Source organism: Streptomyces sp. NPDC059499, from assembly GCF_042749285.1.
GTDB lineage: Bacteria > Actinomycetota > Actinomycetes > Streptomycetales > Streptomycetaceae > Streptomyces.
The window spans coordinates 198,590-213,952 of record NZ_JBHYTT010000001.1 but is presented as its reverse complement, the minus strand read 5'-3'; the positions used below and the strand labels follow the sequence as shown (position 1 = coordinate 213,952).

Annotated in this window: 11 protein-coding genes; 3 read left to right on the top strand and 8 right to left on the bottom strand. The window is 68.6% G+C overall.

Annotated elements, in window-relative coordinates:
* Window positions 1-72: 72 nt before the first annotated feature.
* Window positions 73-1,584 (bottom strand): depupylase/deamidase Dop, encoded by a 1,512-nt coding sequence (dop, locus tag ACFW9O_RS00965; protein ID WP_384603623.1) that lies wholly within the window; start codon window positions 1,582-1,584, stop codon window positions 73-75.
* A gap of 236 nt (window positions 1,585-1,820) precedes the next feature.
* The gene (gene arc / locus ACFW9O_RS00960; RefSeq protein ID WP_351175722.1) at window positions 1,821-3,587 is read right to left on the bottom strand and encodes a proteasome ATPase; all 1,767 of its coding nucleotides are present in this window, start codon (window positions 3,585-3,587) and stop codon (window positions 1,821-1,823) included.
* A 241-nt stretch (window positions 3,588-3,828) separates the two neighbouring features.
* Here arc and ACFW9O_RS00955 point away from each other — a divergent pair, with 241 nt between their 5' ends.
* Complete coding sequence (locus ACFW9O_RS00955) at window positions 3,829-4,140, top strand: ferredoxin (RefSeq protein ID WP_351175720.1); 312 nt, start codon at window positions 3,829-3,831, stop codon at window positions 4,138-4,140.
* Window positions 4,141-4,144: 4 nt separating this feature from the next.
* Here the strand turns inward: ACFW9O_RS00955 and ACFW9O_RS00950 are convergent, their stop codons facing one another.
* From ACFW9O_RS00950 to ACFW9O_RS00940, 3 genes are all read right to left on the bottom strand, one after another.
* Complete coding sequence (locus ACFW9O_RS00950; protein WP_384603621.1) at window positions 4,145-4,741, bottom strand: hypothetical protein; 597 nt, start codon at window positions 4,739-4,741, stop codon at window positions 4,145-4,147.
* 209 nt (window positions 4,742-4,950) lie between these two features.
* Complete coding sequence (locus ACFW9O_RS00945; protein WP_351175716.1) at window positions 4,951-5,859, bottom strand: tRNA (adenine-N1)-methyltransferase; 909 nt, start codon at window positions 5,857-5,859, stop codon at window positions 4,951-4,953.
* A gap of 87 nt (window positions 5,860-5,946) precedes the next feature.
* Window positions 5,947-7,197: a site-2 protease family protein gene (locus ACFW9O_RS00940; protein ID WP_351175714.1), complete on the bottom strand. Its 1,251-nt coding sequence runs from the start codon at window positions 7,195-7,197 to the stop codon at window positions 5,947-5,949.
* Between the two features lie 171 nt (window positions 7,198-7,368).
* Here ACFW9O_RS00940 and ACFW9O_RS00935 point away from each other — a divergent pair, with 171 nt between their 5' ends.
* Complete coding sequence (locus tag ACFW9O_RS00935) at window positions 7,369-8,214, top strand: RecB family exonuclease (protein WP_384605199.1); 846 nt, start codon at window positions 7,369-7,371, stop codon at window positions 8,212-8,214.
* 9 nt (window positions 8,215-8,223) lie between these two features.
* Window positions 8,224-8,895 carry a response regulator transcription factor gene (locus tag ACFW9O_RS00930; RefSeq protein WP_307127887.1) on the top strand — a complete coding sequence of 224 codons (672 nt, stop codon included), beginning with the start codon at window positions 8,224-8,226 and terminating at the stop codon, window positions 8,893-8,895.
* 83 nt (window positions 8,896-8,978) lie between these two features.
* Here the strand turns inward: ACFW9O_RS00930 and ACFW9O_RS00925 are convergent, their stop codons facing one another.
* The 3 genes from ACFW9O_RS00925 to metH form a co-directional block, all read right to left on the bottom strand.
* Window positions 8,979-10,565, bottom strand: a complete 1,587-nt coding sequence (locus ACFW9O_RS00925) for an ABC transporter substrate-binding protein (protein ID WP_384603617.1) — start codon at window positions 10,563-10,565, stop codon at window positions 8,979-8,981.
* A gap of 277 nt (window positions 10,566-10,842) precedes the next feature.
* Window positions 10,843-11,547, bottom strand: a complete 705-nt coding sequence (locus ACFW9O_RS00920) for an HAD family phosphatase (protein ID WP_351175710.1) — start codon at window positions 11,545-11,547, stop codon at window positions 10,843-10,845.
* 140 nt (window positions 11,548-11,687) lie between these two features.
* On the bottom strand, window positions 11,688-15,200 hold the full coding sequence (metH, locus tag ACFW9O_RS00915) for a methionine synthase (protein WP_384603614.1): 3,513 nt from the start codon (window positions 15,198-15,200) through the stop codon (window positions 11,688-11,690).
* Window positions 15,201-15,363: the final 163 nt, after the last annotated feature.

The window sequence follows — 15,363 nt, the reverse complement described above, 5'->3', positions numbered from 1 at the left end:
GAGTCCGACATTGGCCCGGTACTTGTCTCAACGTCCGGAGGTCATCTGATTGATTCCCAGCCGAGGGGCATTTCAGCCGCCCGACAGCGTCCGGACCAGCTCTTCCGCCGTGCGGCAGCGGTCCAGGAGCTCCTTCACGTGGTCACGTGTACCGCGCAGCGGCTCCATCGTGGGCACCCGTTGCAGTGAGTCACGATCGGGCAGATCGAAGATGACCGAATCCCAGGAGGCCGCGGCCACGTCGTCCGCGTACTGCTCCAGGCAGCGGCCCCGGAAATAGGCCCTGGTGTCCTCGGGAGGCTTCGTACGGGCCCGCTCGACATCGTTCTCGTCGAGCAGGCGCTTCATCTTCCCGCGGGCCGCCAGACGGTTGTAGAGGCCCTTGTCGGCCCTTACGTCGGCGTACTGGAGGTCCACGAGGTGCAGACGGGGGGCGTCCCAGTCCAGGCCGTCGCGCCGCCTGTAGGCCTCCATGAGCTCCCGTTTGGCGATCCAGTCCAGTTCGCCCGCCAGGCTCATCGGATCGGTCTCCAGGCGGTTCAGCGTGTCCTCCCAGCGGACCAGGATGTCCTTGGTCTGCTCGTCGGCGTCCGCCCCGTAGCGCTCTTCGACGTATTTGCGGCCCAGCTCGAAGTACTCCATCTGAAGTTGCACCGCGGTGAGTGTCCGGCCGCTGCGGAGCGTGATCAGCTGCTGCAGGGTCGGGTCGTGCGAGACCTGGTGCAGGGTGCGTACCGGCTGGTCGACGGCCAGGTCGACATTGATGAAGCCGTCCTCGATCATCGAGAGCACCAGTGCCGTGGTGCCGAGCTTCAGATAGGTCGAGATCTCGGAGAGATTGGCGTCGCCGATGATCACATGCAGCCTGCGGTACTTCTCGGCGTCCGAGTGCGGTTCGTCGCGGGTGTTGATGATGGGGCGCTTGAGAGTGGTCTCGAGACCGACCTCGACCTCGAAGTAGTCGGCGCGCTGGCTGATCTGGAACCCGTGCTCGTGGCCGTCCTGGCCGATGCCGACCCGGCCCGCACCGGTGACGACCTGCCGGGACACGAAGAACGGCGTCAGATGGCGCACGATGTCCGAGAAGGGGGTCTCCCGCTTCATCAGGTAGTTCTCGTGCGTGCCGTAGGACGCGCCCTTGTTGTCGGTGTTGTTCTTGTAGAGGTGGATCGGCTGGGCACCGGGGATGGCCGCGGCCCGCTCGGCGGCCTCGGCCATGACGCGCTCGCCGGCCTTGTCCCAGAGCACCGCGTCCAGCGGATTGGTGATCTCCGGCGAGCTGTATTCGGGGTGCGCGTGGTCGACGTACAGCCGCGCACCGTTGGTGAGGATGACATTGGCGAGGCCGATGTCCTCGTCGGTGAGCTGACTGGAGTCGGCGGTCTCGCGGGCGAGGTCGAAGCCTCGCGCGTCGCGCAGGGGATTCTCCTCCTCGAAGTCCCAGCGGGCGCGGCGCGCCCGGTGCATCGCCGCCGCGTAGGCGTTGACGATCTGGGACGAGGTGAGCATGGCATTGGCGTTGGGGTGACCGGGGACGGAGATCCCGTACTCCGTCTCGATGCCCATTACTCGCCGTACGGTCATGCGGCCCTCCTTGCCCGGCGGTGCCCCCGTCCGGGAGCGCCGCTCAAGTACCGCTGCTGGTCCGGTACGCGTGCGGTGCCCGTCCCCGCACTGCGCGACTCGGCGGTAAAGCAGAGCCTAGAGCGCCTCTGCGCCGGTGGGGAGATCAATTACGTCATTGTTCGGGTATGGCCGGAGCTGCCGGGAAAACGGCCGGCTGCGGATGCCCTGCCGGGCATCCGCAGCCGGTCTGCGTTTTACAGGTACTGTCCGGTATTTGCCACCGTGTCGATGGAGCGACCGGTGTCCGCGCCCTGCTTTCCGGTGACGAGTGTGCGGATGAAGACGATCCGCTCGCCCTTCTTGCCGGAAATCCTGGCCCAGTCGTCCGGGTTCGTGGTGTTGGGCAGGTCCTCGTTCTCCTTGAACTCGTCCACGCATGCCTGGAGGAGGTGGGAGACGCGCAGGCCCTTTTGGCGCTGCTCGAGGAATGCCTTGATGGCCATTTTCTTTGCCCGGTCCACGATGTTCTGAATCATCGCGCCGGAGTTGAAGTCCTTGAAGTACAGGACTTCCTTGTCGCCGTTGGCGTAGGTGACCTCGAGGAAGCGGTTCTCCTCGGACTCCGTGTACATCCGCTCCACGACCGACTGGATCATCGCGTGGGCGGCGGCCTCCTTCGAACCGGAGTGTTCGGCGAGGTCGTCCGCGTGCAGCGGCAGCGAAGGAGTGAGGTACTTCGCGAAGATGTCCTTCGCGGCCTCCGCGTCCGGGCGCTCGATCTTGATCTTCACATCGAGACGGCCGGGCCGCAGGATGGCGGGGTCGATCATGTCCTCGCGGTTGGAGGCACCGATGACGATGACGTTCTCCAGGCCCTCCACACCGTCGATCTCGGCGAGCAGCTGGGGGACGATGGTGTTCTCCACGTCCGAGCTGACACCGGAACCACGGGTGCGGAAGAGGGATTCCATCTCGTCGAAGAAGACGATGACGGGGGTGCCCTCGCTCGCCTTCTCCCGGGCACGCTGGAAGACCAGACGGATGTGCCGCTCGGTCTCGCCGACGTACTTGTTGAGGAGCTCGGGGCCCTTGATATTGAGGAAGTAGCTCTTCCCCGTGGGCTGTCCGGTGACCTCGGCGACCTTCTTGGCCAGCGAGTTGGCTACGGCCTTGGCAATCAGTGTCTTGCCGCAGCCGGGGGGACCGTAGAGCAGGATGCCCTTCGGCGGACGGAGTTCGTGCTCCTTGAAGAGGTCCGGGTGGAGGTAGGGGAGCTCGACCGCGTCGCGGATCAGCTCGATCTGGTCGCCCAGGCCGCCGATCTTCTCGTAGTCGATGTCCGGAACCTCTTCGAGGACGAGCTCTTCGACCTCGCTCTTGGGAACCACTTCGTAGACGTAGCCGGACCTGGGTTCGAGCAGGAGGGCGTCGCCGGGGCGGATGGTGATGTCCAGCAGAGGCTCGGCGAGCCTCACCACCCGCTCCTCGTCGGTGTGCCCGACGACCAGGGCGCGTTCGCCGTCCTCGAGGATCTCCTTGAGGGTGACGATGTCCCCGGCCCGCTCGAATTCCATGGCCTCGACCACGTTGAGCGCCTCGTTGAGCATGACTTCCTGACCCCGCCGAAGGCCTTCGATCTCGACGCTGGGGCTCACGTTCACCCGGAGCTTGCGGCCCCCGGTGAAGATGTCGCAGGTGCCGTCCTCGTTGACCTGCAGGAAGACACCGAAGCCGGCCGGTGGCTGGGCAAGCCGGTCGACTTCCTCCTTGAGGGCCACGATCTGGTCGCGGGCCTCGCGGAGCGTATTGGCGAGCCGCTCGTTCTGAGCGGACACGCCTGCCAGGTTGGTCTGCAACTCGACGATCCGCTCTTCGAGAATCCTCGTATGACGCGGAGAGTCGGCGAGCTTACGTCGCAGGACGGCGATTTCCTGCTCGAGATAGGCAACCTGGCCGGCTGGGTCTTCTGACCCCCGCCCGGGCCGGATGCCGCGGTTGATGTCGTCGTCGTGGGCTGCCACGGTCCTCACCTCCTCCAAGGGGAGCTGGACGCTTCCTGACCCTACCTGGGTGGGTGATGATTGAAACCCCTAGATCACAAAGACCCGGTGGTGTGTCCGATCTTCACCCTTGCGCTCTCCCTCACGCCAAGGGAATACCCACCCTTCGGCACCCGGAAGCTGCCGGTTGTATCGTCGAACCGTTCAACACCCGTCAGGGCTGGCTTCAATTGGTGCAGATACGCAGGGAACGGCAGGACACATGACCGCGCAGCAGGACGCTCCGGGCAGCAGTGACACGCAGGACCTGGAGGTCTGGATCGACCAGGACCTCTGTACGGGCGACGGCATCTGCGTGCAATACGCACCTGAGGTGTTCGAGCTGGACATCGACGGTCTGGCCTACGTCAAGAGCGCCGAGGACGAGCTGCTCCAGGACAAGGGGGCGACCACCCCGGTGCCGCTGCCGCTGCTCCAGGACGTGGTGGACTCGGCCAAGGAATGCCCGGGCGACTGCATTCATGTACGTCGCGTTTCGGACAACGTGGAAGTCTTCGGTCCGGACGCGGCGTAACGCCTCAGGCGCTCAGCGCGGTGTCCCCGGCGGGCCCGGCGGACTTGATGAACGCGTTGCCCTTCCACTGCCAGGTGGCGCTCTCCTGCTCGTCGGGGCAGCAGCGCGGCACATCGGCCGAGGAGTAGCCGAGGAGCGTCGCCGCGACGAGGCCGTCGCGGACCGCGAAGTCCGTGACCGTGGTTTTCTGGGCGGGGTCCACCAGGGTTGCCACAACCCGCGGTGCGGCCCCGCTCGTCCGTGTCAGGACGTAGATCCCGCTGGGCGGTGTGCCGGAACCCGCGGCGCAGTGCACGACGGCGACGGTCTCGGGCCTCTTGTCGCCGTCGAGGTCGCCGGCGGCCTGTTCGGCCACGGTGTATCCGGCTGTGCCGCAGTCCAGCGGGAAGTCGGCGTCGGCCGGGTCGGGTGCTGCGGCGGCGGGCGCGGCACCGTGCTGGGCGTTGGTGCGGTGCTCGGACGCGGAGGCGGTCGCGGTGGCCGCCTCCGGCTGGAGCAGGCCCGCCGCGGCGACGACGGCGGCCATGGCCGCGGCCGTGGCGAGCCAGTGCACCGGCTTGGTGTCGGTGTGCGCGAGATCCGGGAGCGCGGAGGACTGCACGCGGTTTCTCTCCTGTGGTTCCTGGAGGCCTGGACAGGCGGCGGCCGACGGGAAATCGGCGGGTGGGGGTGGCCAGCATCGTGCCACACCTCACACCGCAGGGGAACGGCGGGGTCACCGCCCGCTGCCGCGGACAACGAAAAGGCGCCGCCTGCCGGCTCCCGGGTCGGTCCGGGGAACTGGGTGGCGGCGCCTGAGCGTTGTACGGGTCAGTCGCGGGTGGCGGATCCGCTCTTGCTGCCGGGACCGCTGTAGTCCTCGCCGTAGGCGCCCTTGGACGGGCGGCGGCGGCGCAGCGGCGCCTCGACGCCGTCCGCGAGGCGGCGGGCGGTGACCAGGAAGCCGGTGTGGCCGATCATCCTGTGGTCGGGGCGGACGGCCAGGCCTTCGACGTGCCAGTTACGGATCATCGACTCCCAGGGCTGCGGCTCCGCGAAGCAGCCGATCTCCCGGATGGATTCGACGGTCCGTGACAGCTGCGTGGTGGTCGCGACGTACGCGCAGAGGATGCCGCCGGGCACGAGTGCCTTGGAGACGGCCTCGAGGCATTCCCACGGGGCGAGCATGTCCAGGACGACGCGGTCGACGTCGGTGTCCGAGAGGTTGTCCTGGAGGTCGCCGACGGTGAGCTGCCAGGCGGGGTGCGGAGAGCCGAAGTAGCGCTCCACGTTCTGCTGGGCGATCTCGGCGAAGTCCTCGCGGCGCTCGTAGGAGTGCAGCATGCCCTGCTCGCCGATGGCGCGCAGGAGGAAGGTGCTGAGGGCTCCGGAGCCGACACCGGCTTCCACGACGCGGGCGCCGGGGAAGATGTCGCCGAAGGCCAGGATCTGCCCCGCGTCCTTGGGGTAGACCACGGCGGCGCCGCGGGGCATGGACAGGACGTAGTCGGGGAGCAGGGGGCGCAGCGCGAGGTAGGCGACGTTTCCCGTGGTACGGACAACACTGCCCTCGGGAGCACCGATCAGCTCGTCGTGGGGGAAAGAACCCTTGTGGGTGTGGAAGTTCTTTCCGGCCTCGAGCGTGAAGGTGTAGTGGCGTCCCTTGGGGTCGGTGAGCTGGACCTGGTCCCCGACTTTGAATGGGCCGCGACGGCGGGCGGCACCGGTCGGTTCGGACATGCGGCCAGCCTACCGGTATTTCGGGGTCCCCCATTTCGGGGGCCTTTCCGGAAGCTTTCGGCCGCCCGTGTGCCCGGTGGCGGAGGGTCAGGCCTCGGGCCGGGCCATCGCCGCGACGAAGGCGCGTTCGACGTCGGCGGTGGAGAGGACTCCGTAGATCTCGCCGGTGTCCTCGATGACGAGGTACTCGGTGGCGGGGGTCGCCTTGAGCCGGTCCAGCAGAGCCTCGCCCGCGAGTTCCGCGGGGACCTTCATGCCCTCGGTGAGGTCCTGGGCGAGGCCGCTGACGGCTACCCAGGGGCGGCGGTGTTCGGGGACTCCGACGATGGCTGCCTCGCGGACGACGCCCTTGGGGTTGCCCTGTCCGTCGACGACCACGAGGGCGCGGGCGCCGGCCTCGTTGGCGCGGCGGAGCGCCTCGGAGAGCGGAGTGGCGGACTCGACGGGGACCGCGCGCCGGGTCAGGGTGCGGGCGCGCAGGTCCGGGAGGTGCTCGCGCAGCCTGGCCATGCGCAGGCTGTTGCCCGCGCCGGTCCAGATGATTCCGGCGAGGATCGCGGCGAGCAGGGCGTCGGTCACGGTCTCGAAGCCGCTGATCTCGCTGGTGGCGTTGCCGAGGGCGCCGGTGTGGGTGAGGAGGGGCAGGCCGACGAGTACGGCGACGGCCAGGCCCCTGCCGACCCATGCGGCGGCGATGGTGCCGCTCATCGGCTTGCCGGTGATCTTCCAGACGACGGCGCGGAGCATGCGTCCGCCGTCGAGGGGGAGGCCGGGCAGCAGGTTGAAGGCGGCGACGATGAGGTTGGAGATCATCAGTCCGGCGAGGAGGACCCCGGGGACGGTGCCGGCTTCGACGAACTGCAGGGGGATGTAGAAGAGGCCGCCCAGCACCAGGGAGAGCAGGGGACCCACGAAGGCGAGGACGAACTCGCGGCCGGGGGTCTCGGACTCCTTCTCGATCTCGGAGACGCCGCCGAAGAACTGGAGCTGGATGCGGCGGACCGGCAGCTTGTAGCGCAGGGCGGCGACGGTGTGCGCGAGCTCGTGGACGAGGACGGACGCGTAGAAGGCGATCGCGAAGAACAGTGCGACCAGGTAGCGGGCGGCGCCGAGTTCCGGCAGGACGCGGTCGAGCTGACCGCCGAAGACCCACGTGATCAGCGCGGCGACGACGAACCAGCTGGGCGCCACGTACACGGGCACACCGAAAGGTCGGCCCATGAGGATGCCGCCGCCCGGATCTGCGGGGCGGCGCGGTTTGCCGTTCTCCGGCCCGGTGCCGGGGTCGGAACCCCCTGCGCCGGGCTTCGGGCGCCCGCTGTCGCCGCTCTCGTCCACGGGGTCCTCTCGGTCGGTGGCGTCCTGCCACGATCATGCAGTCTGCGAGCTCTGTGGTCGATGGTATGCCGCTCGGTGTCGGTGGCGGGTCGTAGGGTCTTCGACATGACGTCCGTACCGCGCCCGCCTCGGCCACCCTCGTCCCTGTCGCCGTCGCGCGCGAGCGATTTCATGCAGTGCCCTCTGCTGTACCGCTTCCGGGTCATCGACAAGCTGCCCGAGAAGCCCAGTGAGGCAGCTACCCGGGGCACGCTGGTGCATGCGGTGCTTGAGCGCCTGTTCGACTCCCCGGCGGGGGACCGTACGGCGCCGAAGGCCAAGGCGCTGATCCCCGGCCAGTGGGACCGGCTGCTCGAGTCGAAGCCCGAGCTGACCGAGCTGTTCGACGGGGACGCCGGGGGTGAGCGCCTCGCGGGGTGGCTGAGCGAGGCGGAGCAGCTGGTGGAGCGGTGGTTCTCGTTGGAGGACCCGACCCGGCTCGAGCCGGCCGAGCGTGAGCTGTTCGTCGAGACGGAGCTGGATTCGGGGCTGCGGCTGCGCGGTGTGATCGACCGGATCGATGTGACCCCCACGGGCGACGTCCGGATCGTCGACTACAAGACGGGCAAGGCCCCGCGGGCGGAGTACGCGGAGGGCGCGCTGTTCCAGATGAAGTTCTACGCCCTGGTGATCTGGCGTCTGAAGAACGTGGTGCCCAGGCGGCTCCAGCTCGTCTATCTGGGCAGCGGCGACGTCCTGACGTACGACCCCGTTCCGGCCGACCTGGAGCGGGTGGAGCGCAAACTGCTGGCCCTGTGGGACGCGATCCGGCTGGCCACGGAGACGGGTGAGTGGCGGCCGCGGCCGACGAAGCTCTGCGGCTGGTGCGATCACCGTGCGGTCTGTCCCGAGTTCGGTGGGACTCCCCCGGTCTATCCGCTGTCGGTCCGCCCAGCGGAGTCGGAGGAAGGTGTCCAGGGCAGAATGGAGCCGGTCCGGGCAGAGGCCGGCCAACCGGCGGCCCTCGAAGGCCCTTAAGGAGATTCCGTGGCTATCCGCGTCCTGCTGGTCGATGACCAACCACTGCTGCGCACCGGTTTCCGGATGATCCTGGAGGCCGAGGGCGATCTGGCGGTGGTGGGTGAGGCCGGTGACGGTCTGCAGGCCATCGACCAGGTGCGGGCGCTTCAGCCCGATGTCGTGCTCATGGACATCCGGATGCCGCGGATGGACGGTGTCGAGGCGACCCGTCAGATCACCGGCCCCGGCCGCGACGGTCCGGCGAAGGTCCTCGTGCTGACGACGTTCGATCTCGACGAGTACGTGGTGGAGGCGCTGCGCGCCGGAGCCAGCGGCTTCCTGCTGAAGGACGCCCCGGCCAATGAGCTGGTGCAGGCCATCCGTGTGGTGGCGGCGGGCGAGGCGATGCTGGCGCCGAGCATCACGCGCCGGCTGCTCGACAAGTACGCGGACCATCTGCCGTCGGGAGAGGAGTCCGTCCCGGACGCGCTCCACACGCTCACCGAGCGCGAGGTGGAAGTGCTGAAGCTCGTGGCGCGGGGCCTGTCGAACGCGGAGATCGCCGCCGACCTGTTCGTGAGCGAGACGACGGTCAAGACCCATGTGGGCCACGTGCTGACGAAGCTGGGCCTGCGCGACCGGGTGCAGGCGGCCGTCTACGCCTACGAGAGCGGTCTGGTGCGTCCCGGCGCCCAGTGAGCCGGGGTGGCACAGACGGTACGTACGGCGATGCGGTCCGGGGCGGTGGCCCCGGACCGCATCGCTGTTCCGGACGGTGCCCGTCAGCTGCGGGACAGCTCCCAGAGCTGCAGGTCGGCCGAGGCGTTGACCGCCCACTCCACACCGTTCAGGCCGACACGCGAGGCGACGTACTGCTTGCCCTGCCAGACCGGGAGGACCGGGACGTCGTCGGCCACGAGGTCCTGGATCTTCGTGAAGGTCCCGGACGCTGCGCTGCGGTCGGCCACGCGGCGGGACTGGGGAATGAGCGTGTCCTGGGCGAGCGCCGACTCGTAGGGCGAGTTGAGGAAGTTGTTCTTGTCGAGGAACGGCGCCGTGTAGTTGTCCGGGTCCGGGAAGTCCGGGAACCAGCCCATGCCGTAGACCGCGTAGTCACCGTTCTTCTGGGCCGGGCGGTACTTGGACCACGGAGTGCCCACGACGTCGACGTCGAAGAGCTCCGAGCCGTTGAGCTGCTTCGCCAGCAGCTTGAACTCGGAGGCGGTGGCGGGGCCGTAGTGGTCGGTCGTGTAGTTCAGCGTGAACTTCACCGGGGTGTCGATTCCGGCCTTCTCCAGGGTTTTCGCGGCCCCGGCGACGCTCGGGTCCCCGTACTTGTTGAAGAACGAGTTGGTGTGTCCGGTCACTCCGGACGGGATGAGCGAGTAGAGCGGCTCGGCGGTGCTGCCGTACACCCCGGTCGCGATGGACCCCCGGTCGATGACCTGGGCCATCGCCTGGCGCACGGCCTTGTCCTTCACCGCCGGGTCCTCGGTGTTGAAGGCGAGGTAGCTGATGGCGAGGCCGGGCATCTCGGTGAGCTCGATGCCTTCCTTCGGCTGCTCGAGCATCTGCTGGGCCTGCTCGGGCGACATGGTGCGCGTCATCATGTCGATCTCGTCGTCCTCGAGGGCCTTGCCCATCGCCGCAGCGTCGGGGAAGAGGTCCAGCTCGACCTTGTCGTTGACGACCTTCAGGTCGCCCTTGTACTCGGGGTTCCGGGTGAAGACGACCTTGACGACCTGGTCGTCCTGGACCTCGGGCTTCATGGTGTACGGACCCGAGCCGTCGACCTGGAAGCCGTCGCGGGCGGCCTTGGCGGGGTACTTGTCCTTCTGGACGATCCCCGCGGGCGGCGTGGCGAGCTTGTAGGGGAAGGTCGCGTCAGAGGTCTTCAGGTGGAAGACGATCTGCTTCGTCCCCTTGGTCTCCATCGTGTCGATGTTCGCGAGCAGGCCCACCGGGCCGCTTTCGTCCTTGATGTCCAGGACGCGCTGGATCGAGTACTTCACGTCCTCCGGCGTGACGGGCGTGCCGTCGGAGAAGGTGAGGCCGTCGCGCAGGGTGCAGCGGTAGCTCTGGCTCGCCGTGTCGGTGAACTCGCAGCTCCGGGCCGCCTCGGGAACGGGCTCACCGCCGCCGCGCGGGATGTGGGTCAGGGTCTGCACCGTCTGGCGCAGGACGTTCCAGACACCCGCTTCGTAGCCGATCGCCGGGTCGAGCGGCGCGGTGTTGTCCTTGGAGGCGACGAACTGGTCGGTTGTCCCGACAACGATGGCATCGCCCCCGTCGTCCGACCCGCCACAGGCGGCGAGAACGGGCGCGAGCAGGCCGATCACGGCCGGCAGCACCAGCGTCTTGCGGTTCATCTGGACGTACTCCCTCATTCCGACATGTGAGATGACCGAGGTTAGTGGGAGCCGCGGAGGGGCTTGACCGGGGCGATCCCGCCACGTACGCACTCGGTGATGACAGATGACCGCGCGTTCACATCACGCTCGGGAATGATTCGTACACCGCTTCATGAACCGGGACACATGGGCTACCGAAACGGACAGTCGGGGCGATCCCGAAAGGACCCGACCGTCACGACGCGTGACGAAGCTCACGCTCGCACTGTTGACGAAGTCTTGACATGAACCTGCATTACCCGTGCTGGTCCGTGATCAGTCGGCGCAGGAACGCGAGATCCACGTGTTCGAGGGAGGGCACCACCACGCGTCCGGGCGCGGAGGCGATCGGAGCCACGGACGGCACGGCGACCACACGGCAGCCCGCTGCTTCCGCCGCGGCGACGCCCGTCGCGGTGTCCTCGATGACCGCGCAGCGCCGGGGTTCGGCCGCGAACCCGGCGGCCGCCGCAAGGTACGGCTCCGGGTGGGGCTTCGTGCGGGTGACCTCGTCACCCGCGACCGTGAGGGCGAAGTGGTGGTGTCCCACCGAGTCCAGCACCCGGTCGATGATGCGCCGGTGCGAGGCGGACACGAGGGCGGTGGGCACCCTGTGCGCGGCGAGCTCGGCGAGGAGCCGTGCGGCGCCCGGCATGAGCGGCACGCCACGGGCGATGCGCTTCTCGAAGCGGTCGTTGAGGAGCACCGTGAGCTCTTCGATGGAGATGTCGGCACCGGTGACCTCGATCAGGTACCCGGCGCTGCGGCTCATGGGACCTCCGACGACGATGTCGCGCCAGGATTCGTCCAGGCGGTGCCCGAGGTCGGCGAAGACCTCCGCCTCCACGTCCCACCAGAATCCCTCGGTATCGACCAGGGTGCCGTCCATGTCGAGAAGGACGGCCTGCAGGGCGGAACCTTCGGCCGTACGGGTCAAGGACGCGGGGACCGTACTGGTCATCCGGTACACCTCCATGAGGGACGAGAAGGCCGGCCGCCTTCCCGGTGGGAACGGCGACCGGCCTGCACTGGACCGACCAGTCTACGACTCGTGCGGGGACGACGCATGGAGCGGCGCCCTGCCGCGCGTTGAACAGCTGACTACCGTGCGTTGAAGTACTTGGCCTCGGGGTGGTGGATGACGATCGCGTCGGTGGACTGCTCGGGGTGCAGCTGGAACTCCTCTGAGAGCTTCACCCCGATGCGCTCGGGCTCCAGGAGCGCCGCGATCTTCGCGCGGTCCTCCAGGTCCGGGCAGGCCCCGTAGCCGAGGGAGAAGCGCGCTCCGCGGTACTTCAGGGCGAACATGTCCTCGACGTCCGACGGGTCCTCCCCGGCGAAGCCCAGCTCGCTGCGGACCCGCGCGTGCCAGTACTCGGCGAGCGCCTCGGCCAGCTGGACGGACAGCCCGTGCAGCTCCAGGTAGTCGCGGTAGGAGTTCGCCTCGAAGAGCTCGGCGGTGGCTCCGCCGATCTTCGAGCCGACCGTGACGACCTGGAGGCCGATGACGTCCGTCTCGCCCGACTCCTCGGGGCGGAAGAAGTCCGCGAGGCACAGGCGGCGGCCGCGGCGCTGGCGCGGGAAGGTGAAGCGGGTGCGCTCCGAGCCGTCCTCGTGCAGCAGGATCAGGTCGTCGCCCTTGGACACGCACGGGAAGTAGCCGTAGACGACGGCTGCCTCCAGCAGGTTCTCGGTGTGGAGCTTGTCGAGCCAGCCGCGCAGGTGCGGGCGGCCCTCGGTCTCCACGAGCTCCTCGTACGTCGGCCCGTCGCCCGCACGGGCCTGCTTGAGGCCCCACTGGCCCTTGAAGAGGGCTCCCTCGTCCAGCCAGGAGGCGTACTCCTTGAGCTGGATGCCCTTGACCACGCGGGTGCCCCAGAACGGCGGCTCGGGGACCGGGTTGGTGACGGAGACGTCGGAGCGCACGCCCTCCTCCGGCTCCTCGACCTCCAGTACGGCGGTGTCCCGCTTGGGCACCCTGCGCTGCTTCAGCTCGGGAAGCGTGGCACCCGGGACGCCTCGCTTGACCGCGATGAGGGCGTCCATGAGCCGCAGCCCCTCGAACGCGTCGCGGGCGTAGCGGACCTCGCCCTCGTAGATCTCGTGCAGGTCCTGCTCGACGTAGGCCCGGGTGAGGGCGGCACCGCCCAGGATGACCGGGTAGTCGGCCGCCATCCTGCGCTGGTTCAGCTCCTCCAGGTTCTCCTTCATGATCACCGTCGACTTCACCAGGAGACCGGACATGCCGATGACATCGGCCCGGTGCTCCTCGGCGGCGTCCAGGATCGCGGCGACGGGCTGCTTGATGCCCAGGTTGACGACGTTGTAGCCGTTGTTCGACAGGATGATGTCGACGAGGTTCTTGCCGATGTCGTGGACGTCGCCGCGGACGGTGGCCAGCACGATGGTGCCCTTGCCCTCGGCGTCCGACTTCTCCATGTGCGGTTCGAGGTGGGCGACCGCCGTCTTCATGACCTCGGCGGACTGCAGCACGAACGGCAGCTGCATCTGCCCGGAGCCGAAGAGTTCGCCGACGACCTTCATGCCCGCGAGCAGGGTGTCGTTGACGATGTCGAGCGCGGGGCGGGTCTGCAGGGCTTCGTCGAGGTCCGTCTCCAGACCGTTCTTCTCACCGTCGATGATGCGGCGCTGCAGTCGCTCGTCCAGCGGCAGGGCCAGGAGCTCCTCGGCCTTGCCCTCCTTCATCGACTTCATGTTGACGCCCTCGAACAGCTCCATGAGCCGCTGGAGGGGGTCGTACCCCTCGGCGCGCCGGTCGTAGACGAGGTCGAGTGCGACCTTGACCTGTTCCTCCTCCAGCCGCGCGATGGGCAGGATCTTGGAGGCGTGCACGATCGCGGAGTCCAGGCCGGCCTTGACGCACTCGTCGAGGAACACGGAGTTCAGGACGACGCGGGCGGCCGGGTTGAGTCCGAAGGAGATGTTGGAGAGGCCGAGCGTGGTCTGGACGTCGGGGTGGCGCTTCTTCAGCTCCCGGATTGCTCCGATCGTGGCGACGCCGTCCTTGCGGGACTCCTCCTGACCGGTACAGATGGTGAAGGTCAGGGTGTCGATGAGGATGTCGGACTCGTGGATGCCCCAGTTCCCGGTCAGGTCCTCGATCAGGCGCTCGGCGATGGCGACCTTGTGCTCGACGGTGCGGGCCTGGCCCTCCTCGTCGATGGTCAGCGCGATCAGTGCGGCGCCGTGCTCGGAGGCCAGCGCGCTGACCTGGGCGAAGCGGGACTCGGGCCCGTCGCCGTCCTCGTAGTTGACGGAGTTGAGCACCGCTCGTCCGCCGAGCTTCTCCAGGCCGGCCCGCAGGACGGGCAGCTCGGTGGAGTCCAGGACGATGGGCAGCGTGGAGGCCGTGGCGAAGCGTCCCGCCAGCTCCGCCATGTCGGCCACGCCGTCGCGGCCGACGTAGTCGACGCAGAGGTCGAGCATGTGCGCGCCCTCCCGGATCTGGTCGCGGGCCATCTCCACGCAGTCGTCCCAGCGCGCCTCGAGCATGGCCTCGCGGAACTTCTTCGACCCGTTGGCGTTCGTACGCTCGCCGATCGCCAGGTACGAGGTGTCCTGGCGGAACGGGACGGTCTGGTAGAGGGAGGCGGCGCCCGGCTCGGGGCGCGGCTCGCGGGCGGTGGGTGCCACGCCCCGCACGCGCTCCACGACCTGGCGCAGGTGCTCGGGCGTCGTCCCGCAGCAGCCGCCGACCAGGGAGAGGCCGTACTCGCGTACGAAGGTCTCCTGGGCGTCGGCGAGCTCGGACGGGGACAGCGGGTAGTGCGCGCCGTTCTTGCCGAGCACCGGCAGGCCCGCGTTCGGCATGCAGGAGAGCGGGATGCGGGAGTGCCGGGCGAGGTAGCGCAGGTGCTCGCTCATCTCGGCCGGGCCGGTGGCGCAGTTCAGGCCGATCATGTCGATGCCGAGCGGCTCGAGCGCGGTCAGTGCGGCGCCGATCTCGGATCCGAGCAGCATCGTGCCGGTCGTCTCGACGGTGACGGAGCAGATGACCGGCAGGTCGGCGCCGGTGGCTTCGAGGGCGCGCCGGGCGCCGATGACGGATGCCTTGGTCTGCAGCAGGTCCTGGGTGGTCTCGATCAGGAGCGCGTCGGCGCCGCCGGCGATCATGCCTTCGGCGTTCTGCTGGTAGGCGTCGCGGAGCTTGCCGTACGGGGCGTGGCCGAGGGTCGGCAGTTTGGTACCCGGCCCCATCGAGCCGAGCACCCAGCGCTGCTGCCCGGTGGAGGCGGTGAACTCGTCGGCGACCTCACGGGCGATACGGGCCCCGGATTCGGAGAGCTCGAAGACCCGCTCGGGAATGTCGTACTCGCCCAGGGCCGCGAGGTTGGCTCCGAACGTGTTCGTCTCGACGCAGTCCACGCCGACGGCGAAGTACTCCTCGTGGACCGAACGGACGATGTCGGGCCGGGTGACGTTGAGGATCTCGTTACAGCCCTCCAGGTCCTCGAAGTCCTCGAGGGTGGGGTCCTGGGCCTGCAGCATCGTGCCCATGGCGCCGTCGGCCACCACCACACGGGTGGCGAGCGCCTCGCGGAGGGCTGCGGCTCGGGTGCGGCTGTCAGCGGCGGGGGTCGGCAACGAGGCCATGGATGTTCTCCCTGGGATGCGACGGCTGTCGGCTTTGCACCCTTCTGCGGAGGAGGGCACGTCGCCAGCGTAGCCGGGCGGGGCCCGGCCCGGTCATCGCGTCCCACGGGGCGGACTGCATGCTGTGCGAGGAACGGGCCCGGTCGCGCGGTGACGCGGAATC

What these genes read in the sequence shown, in the direction of transcription:
- ACFW9O_RS00955 (WP_351175720.1), top strand. Translation starts at nt 3,829, where the DNA reads ATGACCGCGCAGCAGGACGCTCCGGGCAGCAGTGACACGCAGGACCTG.
- ACFW9O_RS00935 (WP_384605199.1), top strand. Translation starts at nt 7,369, where the DNA reads ATGCAGTGCCCTCTGCTGTACCGCTTCCGGGTCATCGACAAGCTGCCC.
- ACFW9O_RS00920 (WP_351175710.1), bottom strand. Translation starts at nt 11,547, where the DNA reads ATGACCAGTACGGTCCCCGCGTCCTTGACCCGTACGGCCGAAGGTTCC.
- dop (WP_384603623.1), bottom strand. Translation starts at nt 1,584, where the DNA reads ATGACCGTACGGCGAGTAATGGGCATCGAGACGGAGTACGGGATCTCC.
- ACFW9O_RS00945 (WP_351175716.1), bottom strand. Translation starts at nt 5,859, where the DNA reads ATGTCCGAACCGACCGGTGCCGCCCGCCGTCGCGGCCCATTCAAAGTC.
- ACFW9O_RS00925 (WP_384603617.1), bottom strand. Translation starts at nt 10,565, where the DNA reads ATGAACCGCAAGACGCTGGTGCTGCCGGCCGTGATCGGCCTGCTCGCG.
- metH (WP_384603614.1), bottom strand. Translation starts at nt 15,200, where the DNA reads ATGGCCTCGTTGCCGACCCCCGCCGCTGACAGCCGCACCCGAGCCGCA.